The 24,710-nt window shown below is 72.8% G+C and carries 12 protein-coding genes and 3 pseudogenes; 7 read left to right on the top strand and 8 right to left on the bottom strand.

The features are described from left to right. The 4 genes and pseudogenes from MCAG_RS02650 to MCAG_RS02640 all read right to left on the bottom strand — a co-directional run. A partial coding sequence (locus MCAG_RS02650) for a type I polyketide synthase (RefSeq protein ID WP_007071443.1) occupies positions 1-2,867 on the bottom strand: 2,867 nt, incomplete at its 3' end. 122 nt (positions 2,868-2,989) lie between these two features. After that, the gene (locus MCAG_RS31705) at positions 2,990-4,594 is read right to left on the bottom strand and encodes an SDR family NAD(P)-dependent oxidoreductase (RefSeq protein ID WP_083802166.1); all 1,605 of its coding nucleotides are present in this window, start codon (positions 4,592-4,594) and stop codon (positions 2,990-2,992) included. 45 nt (positions 4,595-4,639) lie between these two features. Continuing rightward, a pseudogene (locus MCAG_RS36060) lies at positions 4,640-5,506 on the bottom strand (acyl carrier protein); the annotation flags it as partial. Positions 5,507-6,251: 745 nt separating this feature from the next. Further along, a pseudogene (locus MCAG_RS02640) lies at positions 6,252-10,469 on the bottom strand (beta-ketoacyl synthase N-terminal-like domain-containing protein); the annotation flags it as partial. A gap of 1,109 nt (positions 10,470-11,578) precedes the next feature. On the opposite strand from MCAG_RS02640, the gene MCAG_RS02635 reads away from it, so the two are divergent. Continuing rightward, positions 11,579-12,502 carry a sulfite exporter TauE/SafE family protein gene (locus MCAG_RS02635; protein ID WP_036372040.1) on the top strand — a complete coding sequence of 308 codons (924 nt, stop codon included), beginning with the start codon at positions 11,579-11,581 and terminating at the stop codon, positions 12,500-12,502. Positions 12,503-12,725: 223 nt separating this feature from the next. Here the strand turns inward: MCAG_RS02635 and MCAG_RS02630 are convergent, their stop codons facing one another. Further along, the gene (locus tag MCAG_RS02630) at positions 12,726-14,021 is read right to left on the bottom strand and encodes a PHB depolymerase family esterase (protein ID WP_036372038.1); all 1,296 of its coding nucleotides are present in this window, start codon (positions 14,019-14,021) and stop codon (positions 12,726-12,728) included. A gap of 264 nt (positions 14,022-14,285) precedes the next feature. Here MCAG_RS02630 and nhaA point away from each other — a divergent pair, with 264 nt between their 5' ends. Then, positions 14,286-15,599 (top strand): Na+/H+ antiporter NhaA, encoded by a 1,314-nt coding sequence (gene nhaA, locus MCAG_RS02625; protein ID WP_036372036.1) that lies wholly within the window; start codon positions 14,286-14,288, stop codon positions 15,597-15,599. A 37-nt stretch (positions 15,600-15,636) separates the two neighbouring features. Here the strand turns inward: nhaA and MCAG_RS32035 are convergent. Beyond that, positions 15,637-15,729, bottom strand: a pseudogene (locus MCAG_RS32035) (anti-sigma factor antagonist); the annotation flags it as partial. A gap of 214 nt (positions 15,730-15,943) precedes the next feature. Here MCAG_RS32035 and MCAG_RS02620 point away from each other — a divergent pair. Genes MCAG_RS02620 through MCAG_RS02600 form a run of 5 tightly spaced genes read left to right on the top strand, consistent with a single transcriptional unit; the run spans position 15,944 to position 21,389 of the window. After that, the gene (locus MCAG_RS02620; RefSeq protein WP_036372034.1) at positions 15,944-17,485 is read left to right on the top strand and encodes an ABC transporter substrate-binding protein; all 1,542 of its coding nucleotides are present in this window, start codon (positions 15,944-15,946) and stop codon (positions 17,483-17,485) included. 16 nt (positions 17,486-17,501) lie between these two features. Next, the gene (locus tag MCAG_RS02615; protein ID WP_036376070.1) at positions 17,502-18,446 is read left to right on the top strand and encodes an ABC transporter permease; all 945 of its coding nucleotides are present in this window, start codon (positions 17,502-17,504) and stop codon (positions 18,444-18,446) included. Continuing rightward, positions 18,443-19,324, top strand: coding sequence for an ABC transporter permease (locus MCAG_RS02610; protein ID WP_007071435.1), 882 nt, complete (start codon positions 18,443-18,445; stop codon positions 19,322-19,324). Before MCAG_RS02615 ends, MCAG_RS02610 begins: the two co-directional genes overlap by 4 nt. Continuing rightward, a complete protein-coding gene (locus MCAG_RS02605) occupies positions 19,321-20,328 on the top strand; it encodes an ABC transporter ATP-binding protein (protein ID WP_007071434.1) in 1,008 nt (335 codons plus the stop codon). The genes MCAG_RS02610 and MCAG_RS02605 overlap by 4 nt, the downstream gene beginning before the upstream one ends. Then, a complete protein-coding gene (locus tag MCAG_RS02600; protein WP_007071433.1) occupies positions 20,325-21,389 on the top strand; it encodes an ABC transporter ATP-binding protein in 1,065 nt (354 codons plus the stop codon). The genes MCAG_RS02605 and MCAG_RS02600 overlap by 4 nt, the downstream gene beginning before the upstream one ends. A gap of 55 nt (positions 21,390-21,444) precedes the next feature. Here the strand turns inward: MCAG_RS02600 and MCAG_RS02595 are convergent, their stop codons facing one another. Next, entirely contained in the window at positions 21,445-22,893 is a 1,449-nt protein-coding gene (locus MCAG_RS02595) for a cellulase family glycosylhydrolase (protein ID WP_050777825.1), read from the bottom strand. Between the two features lie 239 nt (positions 22,894-23,132). Beyond that, a complete protein-coding gene (locus tag MCAG_RS02590; RefSeq protein WP_007071431.1) occupies positions 23,133-24,146 on the bottom strand; it encodes a LacI family DNA-binding transcriptional regulator in 1,014 nt (337 codons plus the stop codon). Positions 24,147-24,710 lie beyond the last annotated feature (564 nt).

Genomic DNA, 24,710 nt, shown 5'->3' with positions numbered 1-24,710 from the left:
CCGCGGGCGGGCGCGGCGGCCGGCCGGGTGGCCGGTGCCCCGTTGCCGGCAGCCGGGCGGGGTGCGGCCGGTGTGCCGTTGCCCACCGTCGGTCGGGCGGCGGGTCCCCCGTTGCCGGCGGCCCGCACGGTGGCCGGCGCGACGGTTCCGCCCGACGTGACCGTGAGGCCGAGCAGGCCGGCCGCCTCCGGGCCGAGGCGGACCAGGGGGCCGCCGAGGTCGAGCTTCACTCGGGGTCCGCGCCGACCGGTGCTGCCGGTGGGCTTCACCGGTGCCGCCGGCGCGGTACGGACCGGGGCGGTCAACGCCCGCAGGTTCGGGGCGGCACCCTCCACCCACAGCGCGGTGGCCACTCGGCGGAGCTGGTTGAGCCCGCTGCGGTGCGAGGTGTTCACCGGCATGGCGAGATGGTCCCGCCCGCGCAGGTTGTCGCTGACCAGCGAGGCGAGCTGCCCCGCGCCGACCTGGAGGAAGACCCGGAACCCGTCGGCGTACATGGCGTCGACGGTCTGCCGGAACCAGACCGGCTCCATCATGTGCCGGACGAAGATGTGGTTGACCTGGTCCTCGTCGTCCGGGAACGGTGCGTGCAGGGTCGCCGACCACACCGGCATCCGGGTCGGGTGGACCTCCCACCGGCCAAGCGCCGCGCCGATCGAGGTCAGCCCCTCGGCGAAGGCCGGGGTGTGGAACGCCGAGCGGAACGGCAGCTTCTGGCACAGGATGTTGCGGGTACGCAGCGCCTCCACCAGGCGGTCCACCTGCGTCTCCGGCCCGTTCACCACGGACTGGCCCGGCGCGTTGTCGTGCGAGAGGACGACCCCGGGGAAGTCCCCGAGCAGCGGGGTGACCCGGTCGGCGCCCGCGCCGACCGCCGCGAAGACGTACCCGGAAACCTCCACCGAGTCGGCGTTGAACAGCTCCAGGAACTCGTCCATCGCGGCGGTGCTGATCTGGCCGCTGACGGCGGCGGCGGTCCACTCGCCGATGCTGTGCCCGGACACGGCGTCGGGCCGCACGTTGATGCGTTCCAGCGCCTCGTTGAGCAGTTTGCCGACCTCGATCAGGCCGGCGCCGTGCCGGCCCAGGTCGGCCGCGGACCATTCCCGGTCGGGCAGCCCGAAGTGGGCGGCCAGGTCGGCGGTGCGTGGCGAGAACTCCGCCTCCAGACCGGGGAAGACGAACGCGAGCTTGCCCGCCCCGTCGGCCAGCAGCGGCTCCGGGCTGAACCAGATGTCCCGCCCACCCCGCCACGCCAGCCCCCGGGCCACCGTCTTGCGGGCCACCGCGAGCAGCTTGTCGGTGGGGTTGACGATGCCGAGACGGGTCCGCCCCGGTGCGTCGCCGCCCGAGCGCTCGGCCAGGTCGGCGCCGAGCTGGCGTACCGTCTGGTCGTCGCGGTCCAGCAGCTCGGCGAGCCCGGCCGGGCTCGGCGCGGCCAGCCAGAGCACCTGGTCCGGCTCGTCGACGGTGACCGTCCCGGCGCCGGCGGCGGGCGCGCCCACCGCGACGAGCGGCTCGCCCGCAGACGCGGGCGCCTGCTCGATGACCAGGTGGGCGTTGATCCCGCCGAAACCGAAGGCGTTGACCCCGGCCCGGCGCGGCCCGTCGCTCTCCCACGGCTGCGCGGTGGCGATCGGGGCGAACCGGGTCGCGGCCATCTCGGCCCGGGGGGACTCGCAGTGCAGAGTGGGTGGGAGCACCCCCCGGTAGACCGCCATGGCGGCCTTGATCAGGCCGGCGACGCCGGCGGCCGGCATGGTGTGCCCGATCATCGACTTGACCGACCCGATCACCGGGCGAGGGCCGCCGGTGTACGGGCCGAACACCTCGGCCACCGTGGTCAGCTCGGCGGCGTCCCCGGTCGGGGTGCCGGTGCCGTGCGCCTCCAGCAGCCCCAGCGCGTCGGGGGCGGTCGGGTCGAGCCCGGCGGCCTCCCAGGCCCGCTTGATGGCCAACACCTGCCCGGAGACCGCCGGGTTGAACATGCTCGCCGAGCGGCCGTCGCTGGAGACCCCGCTGCCCCGGATCACCGCGTAGATCCGGTCGCCGTCGCGCACCGCGTCGGCATACCGCTTGAGCACCACCACGCCGGTGCCCTCGCCGATGAGCAGCCCGTCGGCGGCGGCGTCGAACGGCCGGATCTCGCCCTGCCGCGACAACGCCCGGAGCTGGTTGAACACCGACCAGAAGCTGATGTCGTGCACGTGGTGCACGCCGCCGGCGAGCACCGCGTCGAGCCGGCCGTTGACCAGCTCGGTGATGCCCTGGTCCACGGCGATCAGCGAGGAGGCGCAGGCCGCGTCGATGGTGTACGCGGGGCCGCGCAGGTTGAGCCGGTTGGCCACCCGGGAGGCGGCCAGGTTCGGCACCAGGCCGATGGTCCCCTCCGGCTGGTACGGGCCGAGCCGCTCGTCGAACTTCTTGCGCAGTAGCTCCAGCCGGGCCGGGTCGACGTCCGGGATCAGCTCCCGCAGGATCCCGATGACCTGGCTGGACATCCGTACCCGCTGGGCGTAACGCGCCTGGGCGGGGCTGAGGATGCCGCCCCGGCCGAGGATGACGCCGACCCGCTCGCCGTCGGGCAGCTTGTCGCTGCCGCCTGCGTCGTCGATCGCGGCGGCGGCCACCTCCAGCGTGATGAGCTGGTCCGGCTCGATGTCACCGATGGAGGCGGGCATCACCCCGAACCGCAGCGGCTCGAACGTGGCGTAGTCGTCGACGAAACCGCCGCGCCGGCAATACATCCGGTCCGCTCGGTGCGCCTGCTCCGGGTCGTAGAACTCCTCGTCCCACCGGTGCGGCGGCACGTCGGTGATCGCGTCTTTCCCGTTGATCAGGTTTTTTCCAGTAGCTCTCCAGGTCACCGGCGGAGGGCATCAGGGCGGCCATCCCGACGATCGCGATCTGGCCGGGCGCGGGTGCGCCGTTGCTCATCGGTTCCTCCGTCGTGCGGTGTGGGCGGGGGCGTTGCGGGGCATCGGCGCGCTCACCAGCCCGAGGCGGTGTAGACGACCGAGGTGACCGTCGCGTCGGCCCACGCCAGCTCGCGCAGCAGGGCCAGCGCGCCCTCTTCGGGGTCGATCAGGCCGATGCCACGGCGGGCGTACTCCCGGCTGAGCTCGGCGGTGACCATGCCACCGTGGCCGGCGCCGGGGGCCCACGGCCCCCAGTGGACGGTCACGCAGCGGACCCCGGTCCGCGCCGCGTAGCGGGTGCCGATCGTGTCCAGGGCGTCGTTGGCCGCCGCGTAGTCGGCCTGCCCCCGGTTGCCGTAGGCGGCGGCGATGCTGCCGAAGAAGACTACGAAGCGCGGCTTGGTGGCCAGCTCGTCCAGTGCGGTCAGCAGCCCGCGCGCCCCGTCGACCTTCGTGTCGAAGACCCGGGTGAACGACGCCGGGTCCTTCTCGGCGATCAGCTTGTCCTCGATGATCCCGGCGGCGTACACCAGGCCGTCGATGCGGCCGTACTCGGAGTGGATGCGGGCCAGCAGGTGCCGGGTCGCCGCGGTGTCCCGGACGTCCAGGCTGTGGTAGCGGACCTCGCCGCCGAGCTCGGTCAGCTCGGCGATGGTCGCGTTGACCTCCCGGGCGGCCAGGATGCGCTGGGCGGTCCGGTCGATCTCGGCGGGGTTACGCAGACCCTGCCGGGCCAGCGCGGCGACCAGGGCCGACTTGTCGCCGGCCGAGGCCAGCGCCGGGTCCTCCGGGCCCTCGGGCAGCGGGGTACGGCCGACCAGCTCGATCCGGCACCGGCTGGCCGAGGCGAGCGTCCGGGCGAACCAGGGGGTGATGCCCCGCGCCCCGCCGATCAGGACGATCACGGAGTCCGGCTCCAGGCCGATCGCGGCGGCCTCGGCCACCCCGTCGCCGGCCGGTCCGGCCCCGCCGGCGGCCAGCGCGCCCAGCTCCACCGGCACCAGGTCGGCGACGTACCGGTGGTCGCCGCGGCGGGCCACCACGGGCGCGTCGCTGGTGGTGAGCACCTCGTCGAGCAGTTGCAGGGCGAGCACCTCCGGAGCCGCCGCCGGGTCCACCTGCACGAAGCGGGCGGTCAGCTGCGGGTACTCGCGGGCGATGGTGCGGAACAGGCCGGGCATGCCGTCGGCGGCACCGGTGGCGTCGCGGGCCCCGGCGGCCATCAGCCAGCGCGGGCCGGTCGCGAGGGCCCGTTGCAGCAGCGGGAACACGTCGGGCAGCAGCGGCTCGTCGAGGTTGGTGAGCCCGTCGAGGACGAGCACCCCGTCGAAGCCCTGGCCGGCCTGCTCGCTGTCGAGCACGCCGAGCTGGCCGCTGGCGCCGTACTCGCCGAGCAGTTCCGCCAGGTACGCCCCGATGGCGCCGCCGCCGGTGATCAGGAACCTAGTGCCGGCGAGCACGGTGGCCGGGTCGCCGACCGGCTCGGTGCGGACGCTCTCCTGGGCCACCAACCGCTTCGGGGCGATCCCGACGCCGACCCCGGCTTCGGCCGGCTCCGGCGCGGCCAGGGTCGCGGCTGCGGTGGTCTCCGCCGGGGCGGCGATGCTCGCCGAGGCGGTGAGGGTCGCCGTCGCGGTGACCGCGCCGTTGAGCTTCTCGTCGAGCCAGGTGACCATGGCGCGGACGGTGCGGGCCTTGACGAGGTCTTCCAGCTCGCTCTCGTCGCCTTCGACGGCGAGTTCGAGGCGTTGGGCGACCTCGCCGGCGACCTCGGCGCGCTTGATGGAGTCGATGGAGAGGTCGGCCTCGAGGTCGAGGTCGAGTTCGATGAGGTCGACCGGGTAGCCCGTGCGCTCGCTGATCACCGTGAGGATGGCGTTCTGGAAGTCGGCGAGGGAGGCCCCGGTGGGGGCGGAGGAAGCGACGGGGGTGGCGACGGGGCCGGTGGTAGAGACCGACACGTGGACGCTGCCGCCCATCTTCTCGTCGAGCCAGGTGACCATGGCGCGGACGGTGCGGGCCTTGACGAGGTCTTCCAGCTCGCTCTCGTCGCCTTCGACGGCGAGTTCGAGGCGTTGGGCGACCTCGCCGGCGACCTCGGCGCGCTTGATGGAGTCGATGGAGAGGTCGGCCTCGAGGTCGAGGTCGAGTTCGATGAGGTCGACCGGGTAGCCCGTGCGCTCGCTGATCACGCTGAGGATCGCCTGCTGGAAGTCGGCCGTGGTGACGCCGACCGGCGTACCGGCGGGCGGGACGGCGGCGACGGGCGCGCCGAGCGCCGGCGGCGCCGCGCCCATCTTCTCGTCGAGCCAGGTGACCATGGCGCGGACGGTGCGGGCCTTGACGAGGTCTTCCAGCTCGCTCTCGTCGCCTTCGACGGCGAGTTCGAGGCGTTGGGCGACCTCGCCGGCGACCTCGGCGCGCTTGATGGAGTCGATGGAGAGGTCGGCCTCGAGGTCGAGGTCGAGTTCGATGAGGTCGACCGGGTAGCCCGTGCGCTCGCTGATCACCGCGAGGATGGCGTTCTGGAAGTCGGCGACGCTCGGCCCGGAGGCCACCGGTGCGGGGGCCGGAGCCGGAGCCGGCATCGGCGCCGGGGCGGGGATGACGGGCCCGACGGCGGGCGAGACCGGGACGACGGCCGGGGCCACCGGCCTCGCCGGCGCGACGGTCGTGGCCAGCGCCGACCCACCGTTGGCGGTCACCGCCACGGCCGCCACGGCCGGCGCGGGGGCTGCGGTGGGCCGCGGGGTCGCGGCCGGCGGGGCGACGGCGGGCACCGCGGCCGATCCCTGCGGCAGGGCGGCGGGCGCGTAGTTTGTCGACCCGGTACGTCTCGACGGGCTGGCGGACGAACTGGCCGCCGCCCGGGTCGCCGAGGAAGGCGAGCATCACGTCGCGCTGGGAGGCGATCATGTCCCGGGTGGCGCGCAGGTACTCGTTGAGCAGTTCGCCGCGGGATGTCCCTGGCCACCGGCGTCGGGGCCGGGTGCCGGTGGTGGTACCGGTGACGGCACCGTTCGCTGGGGTCATCGACAACTCCTTGATGCGTCGGGGAGGGGTCATGCCACCGGGAAGACAGTTGCCGTGCTGGTCCCGGACGAGCAGCCCGTCGACCGTCCAGATCGGACGACGGGTTGGTGCGGTGCCGGGCGCATCGGCGGCGACCCGGCCGTGGAAGAGCCAGTCGGGGCGCACCGGCACACCGGCGCAGGCCAGCTCCCCGACCGAGATCAGGAAGCCGCGCAGCCCCTCGTCCGGCCCGCGCTCACAGGCGACCGCCCGGTGCGGCCGGTCGCCGAGCACCGCCTTGACCAGGCGGGTCAGCACCTGGCCCGGGCCGACCTCGACGAACAGGCGGGCACCGGCGGCGTACATCGACTCGATCTGCTCGACGAAGCGGACCGGTGCCCCGATCTGCTCGGCGAGGTGGTGCCGCACCTGGTCGGCGTCGCCGGAGTACCGCGCGGCGGTCAGGTTGGACCAGACCGGGATGCGCGGCTCGGCGATCTTGCAGGCGGCGAGCACCTCGGCGAAGGTCTCCACCGCGCCGGCCACCACGGGGCTGTGGAAGGCGCAGGCCACCGAGAGGGTCTTGGCCGACAGGCCGGCCTCCTTGAGCGCGACCACGGCCGACTGCAACTTCGCGGTCGGACCGGAGATCACCACCTGCGTCGGGGAGTTGCGGTTGGCCAGCACGACCTCGCTGGTCAGCCCGGCGCTCGCGAGGACCTGGGCCACGTCGTCGGCGGAGGCGTTGACCGCCGCCATGGTGCCCGGGTCCTCACCGCAGGCGCCCAGGATGGCCGCCGCCCGCTCCCGGCTCAGCTCCAGCAGGGTGGGCGCGTCCAGGGCGCCGGCGACGCAGAGGCCGACCAGCTCGCCGTAGCTGTGGCCGGCGGTCATGTCCGGTCGTACGCCGAGGCGGCGCAGCAGGTGGTCGACGGCGAGCCCGCCGATGCCGAGCACCGGCTGGGCCACCCGGGTGTCGCGGACCCGCTCCTCCTGCTCGCGCCGGGACGACTGGTCGAAGGCTGCGGCCGGGAAGAGCAACTCGGCCGCGTCCCGGTCGAGTTCGAGGTAGTGCCGCAGCTCCGGGAAGGCGACGAAGAGCTCCGCGAGGGCCCCCGGCCGCTGGCTGCCCTGCCCGGGGAAGAGGAACGCCACCTGGCCCGGTCCGGCCGGCTCGTCCTCGGCCGGCTGCACCAGGCCCCGGGCCGGGTCGTGCTCGCCGGCCAACGCCCGGTGCAGCAGCGCCTCCAGCTCGGTCAGGTCCCGGGCGACGATCGCCACCCGGGTGGGGCCGGACCGGCCGGCGGCCTTGGCGGCCACCGAGGCGGCCAGCTCGGCCAGGCGTCCCGACCGGTTCTGCCCCCCGTTGTCGGTGAGGCCGTCCAGCAGTTGGCGGACCGACTGGTGGGCCGCGGCCCGGTCGTTGCCCCGGAAGCAGAACAGCTCCGCCGGCCAGATCCGCCGGGCGTGCCGGGGCTCCGGCGCGTCGGCGTAGGCGCTGAGCACGACGTGGAAGTTGGTGCCGCCGAAGCCGAACGCGCTCACCCCGGCGATCCGCTCTGCGGCGGGCGCCGGCCAGGGGCGGGCCTCGGTGTAGAAGGCGAACGGGCTCTGCTGTGGGTGCCAGGCCGGGTTGGGCCGCTTCAGGTGCAAAGTCGGCGGCCGGACCCCGTGGTACAGCGACAGGGTTGCCTTGATCACCCCGGCCAGTCCGGCGGCGCACTTGGTGTGCCCGATCTGGGACTTCACCGAGCCGAGCGCGCACGCGCCCGGCTCCGCGCCGGCCTCGACGAACATCCGGGTCAGCGTCTCCAGCTCGGTGCGGTCGCCGACCACGGTGCCGGTGCCGTGCGCCTCCACCAGGCCGACGTCGCGGGGGGAGACGCCGCTGCGCCGGTACGCCCGGTCCAGCGCCCGGCGCTGCCCGTCCGGGCGGGGGGCGGTCAGGCCGAGGGCGCGGCCGTCGCTGGCCCCGCCGAGCCCCTTGACCACGCCGTAGATCCGGTCGCCGTCGCGCTCGGCGTCGGCCAGCCGCTTGAGTACGACGCAGGCCACGCCCTCGCCGAGGGCGATGCCGTCGCCGGTGCTGTCGAAGGGCCGCGACCGCCCGGTCGGGGAGAGCGCGTGCGCCGAGGTGAACATCAGGTAGTCGTTGACGCCGTTGTGCAGGTCGGCGCCGCCGCAGATCATCATGTCGCTGTCGCCGCTGACCAGCTCCTTGCAGGCGGCGTCCATGGCGGCCAGCGAGGAGGCGCAGGCGGCGTCGATGGTGTAGTTCGGCCCGCCCAGGTCGAGGCGGTTGGCGACCCGGCCGGCGATCACGTTGGCCAGCACGCCGGGGAAGCTGTCCTCGGTGACCGTGGGCAGCAGGTCCTGCATCTCCTCGGGCACCTCCCCGAGGTACGCCGGGAGCATGGTGCGCAGGGTCTGCGCGTGGCCCATGTCGCTGCCGGCCTCGGCGCCGAAGACCACGCCGGTGCGGGAGTGGTCGACGCCGGCGGCGTCGTGCGGGTAGCCCGCGTCGAGCAACGCCCGGTGCGACACCTCCAGGGCGAGTAGCTGGGTCGGGTCGATGCTGCCCAGCGCCGTCGGTGGGATGCCGTAGCCGATGGCGTCGAAGGGCACCGGCTCGATGAAGCCGCCCCACTTGGAGACGCTGATCCGGCCCGTCTGGCCCGGCCCGACCTCCGGGGCGTAGTAGAGGTCGGTGTCCCAGCGTTCGGCCGGGACCTCGGTGACCGCGTCGGTGCCGCTGAGCACGGTGCGCCAGAAGCTGTCCAGGTCGGGGGAGCCGGGCAGCATGCAGGCCATCCCGACGATGGCGATGTCCAGCGGCGCGGGCCGCTCCTCGATCTCGGCGGCGGGCGGGGCGAGCCGGGCGCGCAGCGCGTCGAGCCGGGCGGCGTGCAGGTCGCGTACCTCGGTGCTGACCGCCTCGTGCAGGCCCGCCACGGTGGTGGCGGCGTTGCGCAGCACCGCGACCTGGCCAGCCATGAACAGCCCCTCGGCGGCCTGGACGCTCTCGTCCACCGACTCGATGGTCTCGCCGGAGCGCTTCAGCCCCTTGCTGGCGATCCGCAGCCGACCGACGTTGAGCAGTTCGAGCTGCTCCCACACCTCGCGGTTCTCCGCCCCGGCGCTTTCAAGCTGGGCGCGCAGCTCGTGGAAGTCGTCGACGAACGGGGTGTGCAGGCAGCGCGTCACGTGCCCCGGCGCGGTCTCCAGCAGGGCGGTCCGCTCGGCGGTCAGCGCCTCACGCTGGAACAGGGGCTGGACCGCGCCGTGCTCCACCGCCTCGGCGGTGAACAGGTACGCCGTGCCCATGAGCACGCCGATCCGGGCCCCTCGGCGCGCCAGCGGCGCGGCCATCGTGGCGACCATCGCCGCCGAGCGGGCATCGTGGACACCGCCGGCGAAGAGAACCTGGAGCTGCGTGGCGGCGCTCGGTTCGCCGTCGAGGTACTCCTCGAGAACCTGAAGCTGCGCCTCCCACAGCGGGAAGCTGAACCGGGGGCCGATGTGCCCCCCGCACTCGGCGCCCTCGAAGATGAACTTCCTCGCCCCGGAGCGCAGGAACTGCCGCAGCAGGCCGGGGGAGGGGACGTGCAGGAAGGTGTTGATTCCCTGCTCCTCCAGCGCCCGCGCCTGCGGCGGTCGGCCGCCGGCGATGATCGCGAAGCGGGGGCGGATCTCCTGGATGACCGCGAGCTGCGCGGCGCGCAGCTCCTCGGGGGCGAAGCCGAGCACCCCGACGCCCCAGGGCCGGTCGCCGAGCCGTTCGGCGGTCTCGGTCAGCATCCGGCGGCACTGGTCGGCCGAGTTCAGGGCGAGCGCGATGAAGGGCAGAGCACCGCCGTCGGCTACCGCGGCGGCGAAGCCCGCCTCGTCGCTGACCCGGGTCATCGGGCCCTGGGCGACGGGCACCCGTACGCCGAGGGCCTCGGCCAGCGGGGCACCGGGCAGCAGCAGCTCGCCGGCCTCGGAATCGTCGGCGGCGTCGAGCATGACCGCGTGCATGGCCCGCACGGCGCTGGCGGTGTCGGCCCACCGGTCGGCGAAGACGGCGGCGAGCCAGCCGTCCTGACCGATCGGCAGCAGCTCCGACCGCGTGTCGTGCTGGCCGCCCCGGCGCATCCCCCGGGCTCCGTCGACCAGCACCGTCTCCGACCCGTCCATGCGCCGGATCGCGGCCTTGACGTCGGCCGGCAGCTCGGACTCGGGCATGAGGGCGAGCTGGGTGTCCAGGACGACGCCGGTGGCCCCGCCGACGAGGCAGGCCCCGGCGGTGCGCGGGCCGATCCCGCCGGCCACCCAGACCGGGAGATCGAGGGTGTCGTCGGCGACGAGCTGCTGGAGCAGGACGAAGGAACTGAGGTCGCTGACCCGACCACCGCCCTCCAGGCCCCGGGCGATCAGCCCGTGCGCGCCGGCCGCAGCCGCGGCGCGGGCCTCGTCCCGGCTGGCGACCTCCACGATCACCCGGTACCTCTTGGCGATCTCGGCCAGGGGCCAGGGGCTGTCCGCCGTGACCACCACCATGTCGACCTGGCCGCGCGCGGCGTGGTCGACCTCCTCGGGGGTGGCCAGGCAGCCGGCCGGCACCCGGACCCCGATTGGAGCGGGGGACCAGGACGCGGCCCGGGTCAGTGCGCGCAACGCCCAGTCGTCACCGCCGGCCAGGTCGAGCACGCCCAACCCGCCACCGGCGCAGGCGGCGGCCGTGATCCGTGGGCCGGGCTCCAGTGCGCCGGCAGGGTTGACAACCATGATCAGGTCGCGCGTGTGCGGTGCAGTACTCATCAGGCTCCCACTTCGGTCGCGAGAAGATCGCGGGGCGACGGGCTGGACCGGCCGGCCGATCCGCCGGCGCTCGATGCCCTAATTCGCGGCAGTCAATGTCGCGCTGGGTCATAACGTAGCGCCGTCCAGTTACAGCCCGGTTAAATCTGACCAACCTGATCGGGACGGTGAAGATTTCCTACTAAGGCGGCGGGATTTGTCGCCGAGTTGGCCAGGCAAAATGACCCCGCGTGTGGGCCGAAGTGGGCGCGAACGGTACCGCTCGCCGCAGGGCGGCGATTGTCGAGTTCATTACCAAATTGTTTTGCGCCACCCAGCTATTGCCTGGCAATGGGTGATTTTGTCCGCCCCGTCCCACGATGTGGAACGGGCCTTGCCATGTGTCGCTTACCACCTCAACGATCCCTGTCAATGTCGTCATCGCTATTACCCATAGATTAACTTCGAGATTAACAGAAAGTGAGGTGAGCATCGCCGGATGATCATCGAATGCCCTGGTGGATGGCCGCTTGTGACTGGCGTCACTCCGACTGGGGTAACCGGCGTGGGCCTTGCCGCGCTGTCGGGCCACAGCGGGGCGAGTTCAGCGAGTGCGTTGCCGGCGATCGCGCTGGACGGCCGATGCCGCGACCGGGAGCGACGTCTTCGCCGCTTTTGCTTAACGAGCATTTCACCCGGACTGTCGGAATAGTTGGCGCGCAGTCGCCGACCAATGGCCGGCCACCGTCGCCTACGACAATCCCTGCACCTGCGCAGACTCCGGCCGGCCGGGGTGGTGGGTCCGCCCCGACCGCTGTCCCCTCCCGGCGCTGTCAGTCCTCTTTTTGTCTTTCGGATCGGCGGTAATTGTGCGTAAACTCCTTCTCCTTGCCCTTGTGGGACTCGGTGCGCAACTGGTAGACGGCAGCCTCGGGATGGCGTACGGCGTGACGTCGACCACCCTGCTGCTCGCCATCAACACGAGCGCCGCGAGCGCTTCCGCGACTGTTCATCTCGCCGAGATCGGCACCACCCTCGTCTCGGGCGCCGCGCACTGGCGCTTCGGCAACGTCGACTGGACGGTGGTCCGTAGGGTCGGCGTGCCAGGTGCCTTCGGCGCCTTCGCCGGCGCCACCTTCCTGTCCAGCCTCTCCACCGCGACCGCGGCCCCGATAATGTCGCTGATCCTGCTCACCCTCGGGGTGTACGTGCTGGTCCGGTTCACCGTCTCCGGGCTGCCGCGCGGGCGGGTCGGGCTGCCTCTGCGCAAGCGCTTCCTCGGCCCGCTGGGTCTCGTCGCCGGCTTCGTCGACGCCACCGGCGGGGGCGGCTGGGGGCCGGTCGGCACCCCCGCCATCCTGGCCAGCGGGCGGCTGGAGCCACGCCGGGTGATCGGCTCCATCGACACCAGCGAGTTCCTGGTGGCGATCGCCGCCAGCGCCGGCTTCCTGGTCGGGATCGGCTCGGAGAACATCGACTTCGGCTGGGTGGGCGCGCTGCTGCTCGGCGGCATGATCGCCGCGCCGATCGCCGCCTGGCTGGTGCGGATGGTGCCGCCGCGGGTCCTCGGCTCCGCCGTCGGTGGCGTGATCATCCTCACCAACGTGCGCACCCTGCTGCTCAGCGACTGGGTCGACGCCTCGGCCGGCGTCCGGTACGCCAGCTACCTCGTCATCGTGGCCGCCTGGGTGGCGGCCGTGGCCTGGTCGGTGCGCCAGCACCTGGCCGACCGGACCGTCGCGCCGGTCGCCGCCGGGGACGGCCCCGGGGAGCCCGCCACCGCGACGAGCTGACCGCGCGCCGAGCCGGGCCGTAGCCGGCGCGCGGCCCGGCGTGGCTCGCCGGCACCGGGGAGTCCGAACTCGGACCCCCCGTGCCGGCGACCGACATTGCGGGAATGTTACGAAGCCGCGAACCGGCAGCGGCGCGCGCCTTCGGGTCCCCGGTGGCGGGGCCCTCGGGCACCGCCACCGGGGAGCAGGGGAAGGCTCAGGGTCTACCCCCCGGCCGAGAGATTCAGGAGGCCGAGCAGGCCGCCCCGTTGAGGGTGAACGAGGCCGGGTTGGCGGTGTTGCCGGTGTGGTTGGCCTGGAAGCCGATGCTGACCGACGCGTTCGGCGCGATCGTGCCGTTGTAGGAGACATTGCGGGCGAGCACCGCGCCGCTGGTGGGGGCGTACGTCGCGTTCCAGCCGCTGGTGATGGCCTGCCCGGACGGCAGCGTGAACGCCAGGCTCCAGCCGTTGATCGCCGTGCTGCCGGTGTTGGTGATCGTGACAGCGGCGGTCAGGCCGGTGTTCCAGGCGTTGACGACGTACCCGACCGCGCAGGGACCGGAGGCCGGCGGCGTGGTCGGCGGGGGCGTGGTGGGCGGGGGCGTGGTCGGCGGGGTGGTGCTGTCCAGGCCGAAGAAGCGGATGGCCTGGGCGGCGTCGACGGGCAGGTTGTGCGAGACCCCGGCCATGCTGATCGCCTCGACCGGCGCCATCGGGCCGCTGCCGCCGTAGCGGGTGCGGGTGTAGCCGGACTGCGGGGTGTCGGTGTACGTCGGGGTCTGGCTCAGCCCGTGCACGTTCGTCCACTGCTTGACCTCTTCGCCGAAGTTCGGGTACCGCAGGGTCTCGTCGTTGGTGCCGTGCCACACCTGCATCCGTGGCCGCTTCCCCGCGTAGCCCGGGTAGGCGTTGCGGACCAGGTCACCCCACTGCTGGGGGGTCTTGGTGATCTGCCCGTTGGCGCATTCGCTGTTCCACTCCGAGCCGTTCGTGGTGGCGAAGCAGCCGAACGGGACACCGGCGAAGGCCGCGCCGGCGGCGAACACGTCGGGGTACACGCCGAGCAGGACGTTGGTCATCATCGCCCCGGAGGAGACGCCGGTGGCGAAGATCCGGTTCGCGTCGACGGGGTACCGCGCCCGGACGTAGTCGATCATCGACTTGATGCCCACCGGGTCGCTGCCGCCGTCGCGGCGAAGTGCCTGCGGCGAGGAGACGTCGAAGCACTGGCTGCTGCGGGTCACCGACGGATAGATGACGATGTAGCCGTACCGGTTGGCCAACTCGTCGAACTGGGCGCCGTTGAAGAACGCTGGGCCCGTGCCGGTGCAGTAGTGCACCGCGACGAGCAGGCCCGGCCGGGGCGCGACGTTGTCCGGCACGTACAGGTACATGCGCAGGTTGCTGGGGTTCGCGCCGAAGTTGGTGACCTCGGTCAGCGCCGCCGCCGACGCGGGCGCGGGGGCCGTGACGGCCGTCAGCGCGGCCACTGCGGCGGCCACCAGGGCGGCACCCAGCAGCTTCATTCCTGATCTCATGGGACGTGTTCCTTCGGAGAGTGCCGATGGGGCGAGGTTCCGATCGGGGGCTGCCCGGCGCCCGACCATGTCCGGCTCAGGAACGTTCATCAGTATGTATAGATGTCGCTGGGGTGGCAACCAGCGGAGGTTTCGGGCCGGGGAAGCCCTATCGCCCGCCTTCGTCGATGCGTTCGCGGCCGGGGCGGCTAACCTGGTGCTCTGGTGTGCCGGGAAGTCTGGTCGGCGATGGATGACGCTGCCCTGCCGACGAGGAGTTCTCCCGTGACCGACGCCACCCGGCGCCGCACCAGCCTGTTCGCCCGACGCTCGTGGGGCGAAACCAGCCGCATCTTCGCGATCCTGCGCAAGGAGACCGTGGGCGGAGCGCTCCTGCTCGTCGGCGCGTTGCTGGCCCTGATCTGGTCGAACTCGCCCTGGTCCGATGGATACCAGGCGCTGCGTGACCTGCGGATGGGCCCGGCGTCGCTGCACCTGGACCTCAGCCTGGCCACCTGGGCCGCCGACGGCCTGCTGGCGATCTTCTTCTTCGTCGCCGGGCTGGAGCTCAAGCGCGAGTTCGTCGCGGGGGACCTGCGGGACCCGCGCCGCGCGGCGGTGCCGGTGGCCGCCGCCGTTGGCGGGGTGCTCGTGCCCGCGCTCCTTTATTACTTCATCGCCGGCGGCGACGCCGCGAAGGGCTGGGCGATCCCGACCGCCACCGACATCGCCTTCGCCCTGGCCGTACTCGCCGTCGTCGGCCGGTTCCTGCCCTCGCCGCTGCGTACCTTCCTGCTCACCCTCGCGGTGGTCGACGACCTGCTGGCCATCGTGATCATCGCCGTCTTCTACACCTCCGACCTGGCCGTCGGGCCGCTGCTGGGCGCGCTGGTCCCGCTGGCGGTCTTCGGCCTGCTGGTGCGGCGTCGGGTCCGGTCCTGGTGGCTGCTCCTGCCGCTGGCCGCCGCGACGTGGACTCTCATGCACGCCTCGGGGGTACACGCCACCGTCGCCGGCGTGCTGCTGGCGTTCACCGTCCCGGTGGTCCGTAGCCAGGCCGCAGGCGGCTCCGACGCCGGGCCCGGGCTCGCCGAGCACTTCGAACACCGGTTCCGGCCCATCTCGGCAGGGTTCGCGGTGCCGGTCTTCGCGTTCCTCTCGGCCGGCGTCACCGTCGGCGGCCTGACCGGCCTGGCCACCGCCCTGACCGATCGGGTCGCCGTCGGGATCGTGGTCGGCCTGGTGCTCGGCAAGCCGATCGGCATCATGGCGGCCACCTGGCTGGTCTCCCGCTTCACCCGCGCCGACCCCGGCGAGGGGCTGAACTGGCTCGACGTGTTCGGCCTGGCGCTGCTGGGCGGCATCGGGTTCACCGTGTCCCTGCTCATCGGCGAGCTCGCCTTCGGCCTCGGCAGCGAGCGCGACGGCCACGTCAAGGTCGCCGTACTCACCGGATCCCTGCTCGCCGCCACCCTGGCCACCGTCATCCTGCGCGCCCGCAGCCGGGTGTACCGGCGGGTCCACGAGGCCGAGAGCGTCGACCACGACCGCGACGGCGTACCCGACGTCTACCAGCCGCAGTCCGACGGGTCGGCCTGAGTCATCTCCGGTCGGGTACGCGACCGGCGCGGGGGAACCGCTGCCTGGCCTCCTGGTGGGCCCGCACCAGCAGCTCCAACCCGACCGAGTCGATCTGGTCCATCCCGTCCAGGTCCACCACGGCCCCGCCCGTCGAACTCGACCGGTACGCGGCTTTGGAGGGCACCCCCGGTCGTATGACGGTCGAGTTACGAAATGGTTTCCACCTGGGCCCCTGCCTCCGTAGCCCGGCCGGGCGGCGTTCCGGGGGGCGCCGCCGCAGGTTTCACCGTCGGGGCCCGGCGGGCAAGGAGGGCAGAGGCGGGATCACTCCCGCGCCTCGGTGACGGAGGGGGACCGGGTTCATGACCAGATCCAGAGTGATCGGTGCCGTGCTCGCGCTCGCCGTCGCCGCTGTCGCCGGCTGCGGCACCGGCGACAGCGTCGACGTGGACGCAGCCGGCGACACCGGAGGCGGGGGCTCCGGCGGCACGCTGACCGCCGCCATCGGTGGAGAACCGGACCAGCTCGACCCGCAGCGGACCTCGGCCTACTACAGCTTCCAGGTGCTGGAGAACGTCTACGACACCCTTGTCGAGCCGGGCCCCGACCTGCGGATGGGTCCCGCGCTGGCGACGAAGTGGACTACCAGCGCCGACCAGCTCACCTGGACCTTCACCCTCCGCGAGGGGGTGCGGTTCTCCGACGGGTCGCCACTGACCTCCGAAGACGTCGTCTACTCGTACCAGCGGATCATCTCGGAAAAGCTGAACCAGGCGTACAAGTTCGAGACCGTGAAGTCCGTGACCGGGCCCGACCCGACCACCGTGGTCGTCGCGCTCACCAAGCCCACCCCGAACCTGCTGGCCAACCTCGGCGGGTTCAAGGGCGTGGCGATCGTCGAGAAGTCCAACGTGGAATCCGGAGCGGTGAAGACCAGGCCGGTCGGCAGCGGGCCGTTCGCCGTCGCCGGCTACACCTCCGGCGACAGCATCGAACTGGCCCGCAACGACAACTACTGGGGCGCGAAGCCGAAGCTGGACAGGGTCAAATTCACCTTCGTCAAGGACCCCACCGTGGCCTTGCAGAACCTGCGCGGCGGCGAGGTCCAGTGGACCGACAACCTCCCGCCCCAGCAGGTCACCGCACTCAAGGACGACGGCGGCGACGTCAGCGTCGAGTCGCGGTCGTCGACCGACTACTGGTACCTGGCGCTCAACCAGGGCCGCAAGCCGTACGACGACGTGAACGTGCGCCGCGCGATCGCGTTCGCCCTGGACCGGGACGCGATCGCCAAGGCGGCCAAGTTCGGGCAGGCCACGGTGAACCAGACCGCCATTCCGAAGGGCAGTTCCTGGCACTACGAGTACGCGCCGTACCGGCACGACCCCGATCAGGCCCGGCACCTGCTCGGCCAGGCCGGCGTCCGCGGGCTGACCCTGGACCTGATGGTGACCAGCGAGTACCCGGAGACGGTCAGCGCGGCCCAGGTCATCGCCGCCCAGCTCAAAGACGTCGGGATCACCGTGAAGATCCGTACCCTCGACTTCGCCCAGTGGCTCGACGAGCAGGGCCGCGGCACCTTCGACGCGTTCCTGCTCGGCTGGCTCGGCAACATCGACCCGGACGAGTTCTACTATGCCCAGCATCGCACCGGCGGGACGTTCAACTTCCACAAGTACAGCAACCCCGCCGTCGACAAGCTCCTCGACGCAGGGCGGACCGAGTCGGACCCGGTGGCCCGCAAGCGGACGTACGACCAGGCGGCGAAGCAGATCGTCGACGACGCCAGCTACGTCTACCTGTACAACCCGGACGTGGTGCAGGGCTGGTCGAAGCAGGTGACCGGGTATCAGGTCCGCTCCGACCGGGCCATCCGGTTCCGCGACGTCGGCCTCGACCGGTGACGTGACGGGGCCCGGCATGGCGCGCTTCGTCCTCCGCCGGCTGCTCCAGTCGGCCATCGTCCTGCTCGGGGTGACGCTTGTCGTCTTCCTGCTGCTCCAACTCGTCCCCGGCGATCCCGTCCGGGTGGCCCTCGGCACGCGCTTCGACCAGCAGACCTACGACGCGCTGCGGGAGCGGTCCGGCCTGGACCGGCCGCTGGTCGCCCAGTACGTCAGCTACGTAAGCCACGCGCTCACCGGCGATCTCGGGGTCAGCTTCCGCAGCGGCCAGCCGGTCACCACGATCGTCCTGGAGCGGCTGCCGGCGACCCTGTCGCTGGCGGTCACCGCTGTGCTGCTCGCCCTGCTCGTGGCCTTCCCGCTGGGCGTGCTCTCCGCCGTGCGCAGCGGATCGGCCCTCGACCACGCCGCCCGGGTGTTCAGCCAGTTCGGGGTGTCGGTGCCCGACTTCTGGACGGGCATCATGGGCATCCTGCTCTTCGCCGGGGTGCTCGGCTGGCTGCCACCCTCGGGGTACGTGGCCCTCACCGAGGACCCGGCGGGGTGGGCGTCGCACGTGATCCTGCCGGCCACGGCGGTGGGGCTGGTCACCGCCTCGATCCTCACCCGGTTCATCCGCTCCTCGGTGCTGGAGGTCCTCTCCGAGGACTACGTGCGCACGGCCGTGGCCAAGGGCCTGCGCGCCCGGGTCGTGGTCGTCCGGCACGTGCTGCGCAACGCCCTGATCCCCGTGGTGACCGTCGTGGCGGTGCAGTTGGCCAGCCTCGTCGGTGGGGTGATCGTGATCGAGGTGCTGTTCGCCTGGCCGGGCGTCGGCCGGCTCACCTACGATGCCGTCCAAGCCCGCGACTACCCGGTGCTACAGGGCGCGGTGCTCTTCGTGGCCGCCCTGTTCCTGCTGATGAACCTGCTGGTGGACGTCCTCTACGCCCGCCTCGACCCGCGGATCGGTGCCCGGTGAGCGCCGGCTCCGACGGCACGGTGCGCCGCGCGCTGTCCGCGCTGCGGCACGACCCGCCGGCCGTCGCCGGCACCCTCGTACTGCTCCTGCTGCTCGTGGTGGGGCTGGCCGGCCGGTGGCTGGCACCGGCCGGGACCAACGACGTCGACGTCGAGAAGATGCTGCGCCCGCCCAGCCTCGATCATCCGTTCGGCACCGACGAGCTGGGCCGCGACGTGCTCAGCCGCGTCCTCGCCGCCGCCCGGGTCTCCCTGGAGGTGGGCCTGGTCAGCGTGGGCATCGCGCTGCTGGTCGGGGTCACCGTCGGCCTGCTGGCCGGCTGGTACCGGGGTTGGGTCGACAACGTCCTCATGCGCGGCATGGACGTGCTGTTCGCGTTCCCGGTGCTGCTGCTCGCCGTCGCGATCGTGGCCGTGCTCGGGCCGGGCCTGGTCACCGCGATGGTCGCGATCGGGGTGGTCTACACGCCGATCTTCGCCCGGGTGACCCGCGCGGGCGTGCTCTCCGTACGCGAGCAGGTCTTCGTGCGGGCGGCCGTGTCCATCGGCGCGTCGGACGCCCGGATCATCCGCCGCCACGTGCTGCCCAACATCGCGGCCCCGCTGATCGTGCAGACGTCGCTGTCCCTGGCGTTCGCGATCCTCTCGGAGGCGGCCCTGTCCTTCCTGGGCCTCGGTGTGCAGCCACCCGCCCCGGCGTGGGGGCGGATGCTCTACGACGGGCGCGGGTTCGTCACCGAGGCGTGGTGGCTCGGCGTCTTCCCCGGCGCCGCCATCTTCCTCACCGTGCTCGCCTTCAACCTCGTCGGCGACGCGCTGCGGGACGTACTGGACCCGCGTCAGCTCACCGTCAGCGAGGCGAGGAGGAGCCGGGCATGAAGACCTCGTCACCTGCTGCCGGCCGCGAGGCCGAGCCGGTGTTGGACATCGAGGACCTGACCGTGACGATCGGCACCCGACGGGGCCAGGCGAGGGCGGTCGCCGGCGTCGACTGGTCGGTGCGGGCCGGGCAGACCCTCGCCCTGGTCGGCGAGTCCGGCAGCGGCAAGAGCATGACCGTGCTCGCCGCCACCGGCCTGGCCCCCCGCGCGGCCCGGGTCACCGGCCGGGTCCGGCTACTCGGCGAGGAGTTGACCACGCTGTCCGAGCCGCGCCGCCGGCGGCTGCGTGGCCGGCACGTCGGCTTCGTCTTCCAGGACCCGATGACCTCGCTCAACCCGGTGCTCACCGTGGGCCGGCAGGTGTCCGAGGCGTGCGAGGAGCATCTCGGCATGACCCGCCGGCAGGCCCGGGACCGGGCCGTCGAGCTGCTGGACCTGGTCGGCATCCCGTCGCCGGGCCGGCGCGTCGCCGAGTACCCGCACCAGTTCTCCGGCGGAATGCGCCAGCGGGTCGTCATCGCCATGGCCCTGGCCTGCGAGCCGGCTCTGCTCATCGCCGACGAGCCGACCACCGCGCTCGACGTCACCACCCAGGCGCAGATCGTCGAACTGGTCGCCGACCTGCGCCGCCGGCTCGGCACCGCCGTCGTCTGGATCACCCACGATCTCGGCGTGGTCGCTGGAGTCGCCGACACCGTGGCCGTCATGTACGGCGGCCGGATCGTCGAGCGGGGCGACGTCGACGCCGTGTTCGCCGCGCCGGCGCACCCGTACACCCGGGGTCTGCTGGCGGCCCGCCCGGACCCGGAACGCGCCGGCGGCGACCTGCCGGCGATCCAGGGCGCGCCGCCGAGCCCCCTCGAACTGCCGCCCGGCTGCGCGTTCTGGCCCCGCTGCCCGGTACGCGGCGACGCCCGGTGCGAGCACGAGCTGCCACCGCTGGTCGAGGTGACCCGCGGCCACGAGGTACGCACCTTCTACCCCGGCGGGGAGGACGCATGACCACCGAGACCGCCCCGGATGCCGCCGCAGGGGAGCTCCTCGCCGAGCTCGACGACCTGCGGGTGTGGTTCCCGGCCGGCGGCGGCGCCCGGGTCCGGGCCGTCGACGGGGTGTCGCTGGCCATCCGGCGGGGCGAGACGCTCGGGCTGGTCGGCGAGTCGGGCAGCGGGAAGTCCACCGCCGGCCTGGCGCTGCTGCGCCTGGTCGACCCGACCTCCGGACGGGTGCGGGTCGGCGGCCGGGACGTGACCCGGTGGTCCCGCCGCCGGCTACGTGGCCTGCGCCGGCGGGTGGCCATGGTGTTCCAGGACCCGCAGGCGTCACTGGACCCCCGGCGCACGATCGGGGCCAGTGTCGCCGAGCCGTTGGTGGTGCACCGGCTCGTGGACTCCGCCCACGCCCGGCGTCGCCGGGTCGCGGAGCTGCTGGAGCTGGTCGGCCTGCGCGTCGACCTCGCCGGCCGGCACCCGCACGAACTCTCCGGTGGGCAGCGCCAGCGGGTCGGCATCGCCCGCGCGCTTGCCGGGGAGCCCGACCTGATCGTCCTGGACGAGCCGATCGCTTCGCTGGATCTGAGCGTGCAGGCGCAGATCATGAACCTGCTGCGGGGGCTCCAGCGGGATCTGGGTCTGACGTACCTGTTCATCGCGCACGACCTGGCCGCCGTGGAGCACATGAGCGACCGGGTCGCGGTCATGTACCTGGGCCGAATCGTGGAGACCGGCACGCCGGCCCAGCTCTACCGGCAGCCCGCGCACCCGTACACCGCCGCGCTGCTGTCGGCGGTGCCCGTGGCCGATCCGAAGGTGGAGCGCCGCCGCCGTCGGATCATCCTGCGCGGAGACGTGCCGAGCCCGATCGACCCGCCCGGCGGCTGCCGGTTCCGGACCCGCTGCCCGCAGGCGCGGCCGGACTGCGCCGAGGTCGACCCGGCGCTGACCGAGATCACCGCCGGCCAGCGGGCCGCCTGCCCGTACGCGGGCGAGGCCGTCCGGGCCATGCTGGCCGGGCCGGAGGCCCCCTTCCCTGACGGTCCGGCCCCGCGCACCACCGGCCGGTGACGTGCCGCGACGCCCCGTCCACGATGGACGGGGCGTCGCGGGATGGTGCGACCGGTCAGCTCGTGGGGAAGTTGTCCGGGGTGCGGATGCGGTTGCGCATGAAGTTGCCCGACTCGGTCAGCACCGACGTGCCGGTGTACGTGCCGCCGTAGCAGGTGCCGGGGCGGAACGCGGCGCTGCCCTCGTCGGCGTCCGAGTACGTCCAGTTGGCGTAGCTGATCTTCAGCCGGTCGAGCAGGTCCAGCCAGGCCGTGCTGCTGGCCGCGTCCACCGCGCCGCCGCCGTTGTACGTGACGGTGCCGAACTCGGTGACGAACATGGGGATCCGGGCGGCGGCCCGCTCCAGCTCGGCCCGGTGGTTGTCCTTGTGGGACGCGGCGTAGAAGTGGAACGCGTACATGATGTTGCCGGCGTTCACCGGGTTGTTGATGACCTCGGCGGAGTTGCCGCCCTCGGAGACGCCGAGCGAGGACCAGCCGCGGGTGCCGACGATGACGACCGCGTCCGGGTCGTTGGCGCGGATGACCGGGATGACCTGCTCCGCGTAGTTCTTGATCGTCGACCAGCTCACCCCGTTGGGCTCGTTGGTGATCTCGTAGATCACGTTGTTCTTGCTGGCGTGCCGGGCGGACACGGCGGCGAAGAACGCCTTGGCCCGCTCCAGGTTGAACATCGGGTCGCCGGGCGTCAGCGTGTGGAAGTCGATCAGCGCGTACATGCCGCGCTCGGTGGCCTCCTCCACGAGGGCGTTGACCCGGTTGGTGAAGCCGGCCGGGTTCGTCTCGTAACCGCCCTCCTGCACGTACATCGAGACGCGGAGCAGGTCGGCCAGCCAGTCCTTGGACAGCGCGTCGAGGGACGCGTCGTCGTAGCACTGGGCCAACCACTGGAGGCCGTGGGTGCTCATGCCGCGTAGCTGGATCGGCTTGCCGTACCGGTTGCACAGGTTGACCCCGCACACCCGTAGCTGACCGTTGATCGCCACGGGCGTCGTGCCGCCCGGCGGGGGAGTGGTCGGCGGCGGCGTGGTGGTCGGCGGCGTGGTGGTGGCGGGCGGCGACGTGGTGGTCGGCGGCGTGCCGCCGTTGCACACCGTGCCGTTGAGCGTGAACGACGTCGGCGCCGGGTTGCTGCCGGTGAAACTGCCGTTGAAGCCGATCCGGGTCGTGGTGCCCGTGGCCAGCGAGCCGTTGTAGCTCAAGCTCTGCGCGGTGACGGCGTTGCCGCTCTGGTTGTACGTCGCCGACCAGCCCTGGGTGATCTTCTGCCCCGAGTTCGGGAAGGTGAAGCCGAGGGTCCAGCCGTTGACCGGGTCGCCGAGGTTCTTGATGCCGACCGATGCGGTGAACCCGCCGGACCAGCTGTTGGTCGTGTAGGTGACGGCGCAGCCGGTGGCCGCCACGGCGTTGGTGGCCGGTACGAACGCCGTCGCGCCGAGGGTCAGCGCACCGACCGCACCGGCCACGACCAGCTGCAGCCGGGACGGGCGGGGGGCTCTCTTCATCGGACCGTCTCATTCCGTTGGGCGGGGCGGGACGGGACGGGGTGGGGGCCCCTCCCCCCGGTGGTGGTGTGGCGGCCGTGCCTGCGTGTCCTCCCGCCACGGCAGCACCGATGCCCCCGCGAGTGCTCCCACGGCAGCCGGAGGGCGTACGTCGTACCTGCGCAACACTTCGATACGTCGAAGTGTGCCGCCCCGGGCGGTCGCGCCGACGCCGGGCCGTCGGTCCACCGTGGGGGCGATCAACAGGGCCGGGTGCTCTGCCGCACGACCAGCGAGGTGGCCAGTTCGATGCGGTCACTGGCCAGCTCCTCGCCGTTGACCAGGCTGAGCAGCATCCGGGTGGCCATCGCGGCCATCTCGGTCAGCGGCTGGCGGACGGTGGTCAGCGGTGGCACGGCCCACCGGGCCGCGTCCAGGTCGTCGAAGCCGACGACGCTCATGTCGTCCGGCGCCCGCAGCCCCCGTTCGTAGAGCGCCTCGTACGCACCCAGGGCCATCTCGTCGGAACACGCGAAGATCGCCGTCGGCGGCCGGGCCAGGTCGAGCAGGGCGTGTGTCTCCCGGTAGCCCGAGGGGGCGAGGAAGTCACCGGTGCGGACGTGGCCGGCGGGGATTCGCTGCCCTGCGGCGTCCATGGCGGCCCGGTAGCCGTCGACGCGGGCGCGGCTACACGGGACGGTGGGAGGCCCGCCGATGGCGGCGATGCGGCGGTGCCCGAGGTCGAGCAGGTGCTCGGTGGCCGCCCGCCCGCCGGCCCAGTTGGTCGCCCCGACCGACGGGATGTCCGCGGGGGGCTGTCCGGCCGGATCGATGATCACCACCGGTATGCCCAGCTCCTCCAGTTGGCCGCGCTGGGCGGGGGAGATGTCGGACAGGACGAGCAGCACCCCGTCGCAGCGGCGGGCGGCGAGCTGCTCGGTCCAGCGCCGGTCGGGACGGGTGCGATGCCGGCCGTGGACGGCGGAGACGACGACGCCGAAGCCGACCTGGTAGGCCAGCTCCTCGACCCCGTCGATGATCTGCATGGCCCACGGGCTGCCGAGGTCCCGCAGCACCAGGTCGATCAGGCCGGCGCGGGCCGCTGGGCGGCCGGTGCCCCGGGCGGTGTACCCCCGCGCGTCGAGCAGGGTCTGGACCCGGTGCCGGGTCGCGGCTGCGACGTCCGGCCGGCCGTTGAGGACCTTCGAGACGGTAGGGATCGACACCCCGGCCGCTTGCGCGATGTCCGCCAACGTCGCCCGCTGCTGTTCCATGGCATCTCCCTCGCACGCTCACCGGACCGGGGGCAGCATATCTCGAAAGTTTCGACGATATGGGGCGGGGGGTCTCGAAATTGCGGCGCGAGTTTCGACGCGTCGATGGGCTGCTCTTGACCGCGTTCGCGCCCGGCGCTTAGTCTGCTTCCGTTCGAAACGGTACCGAAACTTTCGGGTACGGTGATCGCCCCGTGCTCGCTGTCGGCCGGGTCGACGCCGCCGGGCGGGGTGACGTCGACCCGGTGTCCGGGGCGGGTCGCCCCGCTCGGGCGCACCACCGGACGGCCGATCCGGTCCGTCACGGGGGGGACCGGGGCGGTCGGTCGGGGTGGATCTGCGATTCGGCCGGTTCGACCGCCTCTCGGGCGTCCCCGGAGCGCAATTCCCGTTATGGCGCGTGCCTGCCTTTGTGGCGGCCGGGAGAATCGTCGCACTGGTCCAGCGGACGGCCTTGCCGGTGGCGCCGTGCCGACTCCGGTGTCGCCCTGCCAACTGTTGGGCCCGCACGCTCGTGGTCGCGCCGCCAAGCCCCGCGGAGGGGGTGATGGTGCCGCAGGGGCC

This window comes from Micromonospora sp. ATCC 39149 (assembly GCF_000158815.1).
Classification (GTDB): Bacteria; Actinomycetota; Actinomycetes; order Mycobacteriales; family Micromonosporaceae; genus Micromonospora.
Note: the sequence above shows the minus strand (reverse complement) of the source record. Positions and strands in the feature narration are given on the sequence as shown.

Bases quoted from the DNA above. Each gene is read 5' to 3' on its own strand.
- MCAG_RS31705 (WP_083802166.1), bottom strand. From the start codon at position 4,594: ATGGTCACCTGGCTCGACGAGAAGCTCAACGGCGCGGTCACCGCGACG.
- MCAG_RS02595 (WP_050777825.1), bottom strand. From the start codon at position 22,893: ATGAAGAGAGCCCCCCGCCCGTCCCGGCTGCAGCTGGTCGTGGCCGGT.
- MCAG_RS02590 (WP_007071431.1), bottom strand. From the start codon at position 24,146: ATGGAACAGCAGCGGGCGACGTTGGCGGACATCGCGCAAGCGGCCGGG.
- MCAG_RS02620 (WP_036372034.1), top strand. From the start codon at position 15,944: ATGACCAGATCCAGAGTGATCGGTGCCGTGCTCGCGCTCGCCGTCGCC.
- MCAG_RS02605 (WP_007071434.1), top strand. From the start codon at position 19,321: ATGAAGACCTCGTCACCTGCTGCCGGCCGCGAGGCCGAGCCGGTGTTG.
- MCAG_RS02615 (WP_036376070.1), top strand. From the start codon at position 17,502: ATGGCGCGCTTCGTCCTCCGCCGGCTGCTCCAGTCGGCCATCGTCCTG.
- MCAG_RS02630 (WP_036372038.1), bottom strand. From the start codon at position 14,021: ATGAGATCAGGAATGAAGCTGCTGGGTGCCGCCCTGGTGGCCGCCGCA.
- MCAG_RS02600 (WP_007071433.1), top strand. From the start codon at position 20,325: ATGACCACCGAGACCGCCCCGGATGCCGCCGCAGGGGAGCTCCTCGCC.